The 4,519-nt window shown below is 69.5% G+C and carries 4 protein-coding genes and 1 other RNA gene; 4 read left to right on the plus strand and 1 reads right to left on the minus strand.

Annotated elements, in window-relative coordinates; translation table 11 throughout:
- Positions 1-225, plus strand: a 225-nt coding sequence (locus AC1D15_RS19095) for an OST-HTH/LOTUS domain-containing protein (protein ID WP_477827220.1), incomplete at its 5' end; no start/stop codon positions are given.
- 9 nt (positions 226-234) lie between these two features.
- Positions 235-580: RNase P RNA component class A (rnpB, locus tag AC1D15_RS19100), an RNA gene on the plus strand.
- A 2-nt stretch (positions 581-582) separates the two neighbouring features.
- On the opposite strand, the gene AC1D15_RS19105 is transcribed toward rnpB, so the two are convergent.
- Complete coding sequence (locus AC1D15_RS19105) at positions 583-1,737, minus strand: HD-GYP domain-containing protein (protein WP_477827221.1); 1,155 nt, start codon at positions 1,735-1,737, stop codon at positions 583-585.
- Between the two features lie 87 nt (positions 1,738-1,824).
- Between AC1D15_RS19105 and AC1D15_RS19110 the strand changes: the two genes are divergently transcribed.
- Positions 1,825-3,051 carry a multidrug effflux MFS transporter gene (locus AC1D15_RS19110; protein WP_477827222.1) on the plus strand — a complete coding sequence of 409 codons (1,227 nt, stop codon included), beginning with the start codon at positions 1,825-1,827 and terminating at the stop codon, positions 3,049-3,051.
- Between the two features lie 55 nt (positions 3,052-3,106).
- On the plus strand, positions 3,107-4,210 hold the full coding sequence (locus AC1D15_RS19115; protein ID WP_477827223.1) for a carbonic anhydrase: 1,104 nt from the start codon (positions 3,107-3,109) through the stop codon (positions 4,208-4,210).
- Positions 4,211-4,519 lie beyond the last annotated feature (309 nt).

Consider the following 4,519-nt stretch of genomic DNA (forward strand, 5'->3'; position numbering starts at 1 on the left):
GTCTCGCTGCTGCGCAATGCGGCCGAATCGGCGGCCGGCGAGGACGGCTGGTCGGCGCTCGGTGCGGTCGGCCAGCAGATCGGCAACCAGGCCTCGTTCGACCCGCGCAACTACGGCTACCGCAAGCTGATCGACCTGATCGAGGCGACGCAGCTGTTCGAACTCGACCGCCGCGGCAGCCAGGTGGTGCTGCGCGACAAGCGCCTTGCGAAGAGCAGGGGATAATGCGCCGGTGAAGCGGGCCAGACCGCCGCTGGTGCAAGGCTCGAAAGGGYGCACTGGAGGAAGGTCCGGACTGCACAGGGCAGCGTAGCAGCCAACGGCTGTCCACCGCGAGGTGAGGATCAGAGCAACAGAGACGAGTCGCCGCATCGGTCGCAAGGCCGGCGCGGCGGGTGAAACGGGCAATCTCTACGCGCAGCAATACCAAATAGGCACACGTTGATTCGGCCCGAGGAGTGTGCGGGTAGGTAGCACCGAGCCGGGCAGCGATGCCCGGCCCAGAGGAATGGCGGTCACGTCCGCCGGTTCGCAAGAGCCGGCGGGCGCACAGAATCCGGCCTATCGGTCCGCTTCACACTTTCAACCGGCCATCAGGCCATAGACCCGTTCCGGCGGGATGCGCGGGAACGYGGCGGCGTTCTCGGCGGCGCCCTCGATCGCGAAACCGGCCTGCGACGAATCGCGGCGGTGGGTCTCGCCGACCGGCTTGCCGTTCTTGTCGCTGAGCGTCGCGACGAGCGGGTGCGGCCCGCTGGTGGCCCGGCGGATGACGACGCCCACCTCGCCGGAGTGCAGCCGCACCAGGCTGCCGGGCGGGTGCACGCCGACCGTCCGGATCATGGCCATCGCCAGTTCATCGCCGGCGCTTTGCTGGAAGAGCTGGCGCGTGGCCATCTGCGGCGTCATCGCCGGGCGCTTCTCGCGCGCGCTGATCTTGGCCATGTAGACGTCGGCCGCGCGCAGCACGCGGGCTTCCGGGGTCGGTTCGTGGCCCTTCGGGTAGCCAGCGCCGCCCAGTTGTTCATGGTGGCCCAGCACGGTCGCCAGCCAGGTCTCGTCCTCGACACCGACGCCCTGCAGCATCGCGACCGAGGCTTCGGGATGCGCCCGGATCTGCTCCAGCTGCTTGCGGGTCGGCGGCGTGTCCTGGGCGGCCATCGTGGCCTGCAGGTCGAGCATCGACAGGTTCATCGTCAGCGCGGCACATCCGAGCGAGGTGCAGCGCTGCGGCGTCCACCCGAGCTGGCGGCCCGTCAGCAGTGCCAGCGCAGCCACCCGCACGGCGTGGCGGAAGGGGTAGAGCGCAAAGCGGCGCTCTTCCTGGCGCATGCATTCGAACAGCGCCACGTCCGGATCGCGGTCGACCAGCGCCTGCAGCACGGTGAAGAAGGCCGTCAGCGCCGCGCCCTGCGCCTCGCGGCGCTGGAGTGCGCGCGCCACCTGGTCGAAGTGATGCATCAGGCGCTCCCAGCGGTCGAACACCGACAAGGCAGCCGCGGCCTGGGACTTCTTCGCAGCGGCCGCCTGCGCCTGCCGGGCGGCCTCGACCAGCGGCCGTTCGGCCCAGGCGCCGCGCTCGTGCAGGCCGTCGAGCTGGCGCTCGTCGAGCAGCACCTGTCCGGCGTTCAGCAGCAGCCGCTCGTGCGTGTCGAGGATCCGGAACGGCAGCGGCTCGCCCACGTGCAACAGGTCGCGCACCTGGACCAGCGGAACACGGTCTGTCGAGGAGCTCATGGCGCGAGTGTGAGGCAAGCGGGAGCGCGGGTCGACCTCGCAAACGCGCATGGCGCCCCAGTCGGCCCGCTACACTCGGCGCTCCGCATGAACCCCGACGCACAACAACTCTGGCGCGCACCGCGCTGGGCGCTGGCCGCGCTGCTCGCCTGCCTCGGCATGCTGGGGCCCTTCTCGATCGACACCTACCTGCCGGCCTTCACCGGCATCGCGCAATCGATTGGCGCGACACCGGTCGAGATGCAGCAGACGCTGTCGGCCTACCTGTTCGGCTTCGCGGTGATGAACCTGTTCCACGGCGCGTTGTCCGACAGCCTCGGGCGCCGTCCGGTCGTGCTGTGGGGCATCGCGGTGTTCACGCTCGCGTCGGCCGGCTGCGCGCTGTCGCAGCACATCGGCGCGCTGGTGTTCTTCCGCGCGCTGCAGGGCATGTCGGCCGGGGCCGGCATCGTCGTCTCGCGCGCGGTGATCCGCGACATGTTCCCGCCGGCCGATGCGCAGCGCGTGATGTCGCAGGTCACCATCTACTTCGGCATCGCGCCGGCCATCGCGCCGATGGTGGGCGGCTTCCTGTTCGTGCATGTCGGCTGGCATGCGATCTTCTGGTTCCTCACCGCCGTCGGCACCGCGCTGTGGATCGGCAACTGGCGGCTGCTGCCCGAGACGCTGCATGCCTCGCAGAAGCAGCCGTTCAACGTGCGCCACCTGATGCGCGGCTACTGGCAGCTGGGCTCGAACCCACGTTTCCTGATGCTCGCGCTCGCGAGCGGCATTCCGTTCAACGGCATGTTCCTGTACGTGCTGTCGGCGCCGGTCTTCCTCGGCGACCACCTGCACCTGCAGCCCGGCCAGTTCTTCTGGTTCTTCCTGATCACCATCAGCGGGATCATGGGCGGCGCCTGGTTCTCGGGGCGGCTGGCCGGCAAGATCAAGCCGCACCACCAGATCCGCCACGGCTTCGTGATCATGCTGGTGGTGTCGGTCGTCAACCTCGCGCTGAACCTGCTGTTCGTGCCGCAGGCCTGGTGGGCGCTGCTGCCGATCGGCATCTTCGCGTTCGGCTGGGCACTGATGGTGCCGGTGGTCACGCTGATGACGCTCGACCTGGTGCCCGAGCGGCGCGGCATGGCCTCGTCGTTCCAGGCCTGCATCGGCAGCCTGGCCAACGGGCTGGTGGCCGGCGTGATCGCGCCGCTGGTGATGCATTCCACGCTCTGGCTCGCGATCGCGTCGCTGCTGATGATGAGCATCGGCGTCTTCGCCTGGATCTGGGTCAAGCCGCGCGTCGTGATCAAGCTCAAGCCGGCCGCCTGACGGTCGATATCGCGAGAGACGCCCCGAGTTCCGAGGGCGTGCCGGGAGCGTTTCCATGTCCACCATCCTGTCTGGCCGCCTTGCCGCGGCGTTGCTCGGCCTGAGCCTGGCCGCCGTGGCGGCGCAGGCCTCCGACGTCCATGCGCCGGACCCGCGCAACTCGCCGGTCAAGCCGATGAAGGATGCCGACTCCGACAAGCCGGCCGCCGCCAAGGCGGCCAAGGCCCGCGGCTTCGAGGACCCGATGGATCGCCTGCGCCAGCGCCTGGCCGAGAAGCTCGGCGCGCAGCCGGCCGAGGCCAACCCCGACATCGTGCGCGTGGCCAACCGGCCGGGTGCGGCGTCGACCACGCCGGTGCGCTCGGCGGTGTCATCCTCCGGTGGTGGTGGCGGTGCGGCTGCGCTGGATGCCACGCAGGGGGTGGCCGAACCACGTGCGATCGCCGCGCGCCCGTCGCGCTCGGTCGTCGCCGCGCATGGTGCGTCGCCGCACTGGGATTACAGCGGCGAAGGCGCGCCGGAGAACTGGAGCAAGCTGAAGCCCGAGTTCAGCGCCTGCTCGAGCGGCAAGCGGCAGAGCCCGATCGACATCCGCGACGGCATCTCGGTGCAGCTCGATCCGGTGCAGTTCGACTACAAGCCCAGCAGCTTCAAGGTGCTGGACAACGGCCACACGGTGCAGGTCAACGTGGCGCCGGGCAACTCGATCGAGGTGATGGGCCGGCGCTTCGAGCTCGTGCAGTTCCACTTCCACCGCCCGTCGGAGGAGCGCATCAACGGCCGGCAGTTCGACATGGTCGCGCACCTGGTGYACAAGGATCTCGAAGGCAAGCTCGCGGTGGTCGCGGTGCTGCTGGACCGTGGCAGCGTGCAGCCGATCGTGCAGACGGTGTGGAACAACCTGCCGCTGGAGAAGGGCGACGAGGTCGCCGCCCGCGCGACGCTCGACCTGAACGCGCTGCTGCCGTCCGAGCGCGGCTACTACACCTACATGGGCTCGCTGACGACGCCGCCGTGCAGCGAAGGCGTGCTGTGGATGGTGATGAAGCAGCCGGTCGGAATCTCGTCGGAGCAGATCGGCATCTTCTCGCGGCTGTACCCGATGAATGCGCGGCCGATCCAGTCGGCGAGCGGGCGGTTGATCAAAGGTTCCAATTAGACGGAGCCCCCACGTCGCTTCGCTCCTGCCCCCCGAGGGGGCGCCTCCCGGCGGCCCGGCAAAGCCGGCTCCGCGGGAGTTGCTTGATGGGCACTTCGCTGCGCTGGTGCGGGCTTGCTGCGACCTCGTGGATGTCTACCGGGCCACCCACCGCACGCCGGTCGTTTTTGGTGCCAGRCCGCCCGCGCTTGGCGCTCCGGCACCCATGCCACGCCCCCGTTTGGGATCCCCGCGCGGCCCTGATTCCCCCTCTTTCCCCGCTACCCTGGGCGCCTTCCGGCTGGCACGTCCGTTGCATGTATACAAGAA

The sequence above is a fragment of the Rhizobacter sp. P2_H2 genome (assembly GCF_056403375.1).